This is a genomic window from Sunxiuqinia dokdonensis, assembly GCF_001270965.1.
GTDB lineage: Bacteria > Bacteroidota > Bacteroidia > Bacteroidales > Prolixibacteraceae > Sunxiuqinia > Sunxiuqinia dokdonensis.
In genome coordinates, this window is the sequence record NZ_LGIA01000125.1 from 1 (window position 1) to 845 (window position 845).

1 protein-coding gene is annotated in these 845 nt (G+C 44.5%); it reads right to left on the reverse strand.

Going from position 1 to position 845, the window contains the following annotated elements; all coding sequences use genetic code 11:
• Window positions 1-9 precede the first annotated feature (9 nt).
• Window positions 10-845: tyrosine-type recombinase/integrase (locus NC99_RS07815; RefSeq protein ID WP_204374939.1), on the reverse strand; the 836-nt coding region annotated here is incomplete at its 5' end.

Consider the following 845-nt stretch of genomic DNA (forward strand, 5'->3'; position numbering starts at 1 on the left):
TTCAATATTCTAAAAATTTGGGTTGGCGTGCCCGAGCTCATCGTTTTTTGGATTGTTCCGGCCCTGCTGGCAACCTTTCTGTTGCATATCCAACTCGCTACGTCTTAACCCAAAAGCATAGATGGTTTCAAAAGCCATTTTATGTTTGATGTTTTTAATGTTCTCAAAAAACCGTTGCAGTTCCTGTTTGCTCATAACTTTAGGTAGTGTATGCGATTTACGTGGGCGTTCAATATTTTCTGCTTCCAGGTCGCGGTTATATAGCACGCGGTAAAACTTCTTCAACGCGCTCACCGTCTGGTTCTGAAATGTAGAGCTAAGACCATGTTTTAGGATAAATTCGGTGTTGAACCGGGTAATATCCTCATGGCTCAGGCTTGCCGGATCTTTGTCGGCATAATATCCGAAAAAAATCTCCAATTGATGGATATAGGTTTTGATCGTGTTCTCTGCATAGCGCTTTTGTTCCATCCATTTTTTAAAAGACTGGATTTGTCCGTTCACCTCCGACGATAATTGTGCTTTGATGGCCTTCAGCTTATAGCGGGGTTTTACCGCTACAGGCGTATGTTTTGTTGACTTGTTTTTATCCTTCTTCAGCCCCTCATAATCCACCCACGCTTTTCCCCGAAATGCCTCGAAGAACCGATGTAAATCAAAATGCTCTTTTGATACATACCAGGCGCCCAAGGTTTGGCTCCATCTGACGCCTTCACGCTGCGTCACCTGGGCGGCCAGTTCGGCATCGTAGGCAAAATCAATTCGCACAACGGCCTGTTGCCGGTGATTGGCATAGCTTAGGATGATGGTTTTTTGTCCTTTCACAAGTGCAGGTCTTCTGTTTA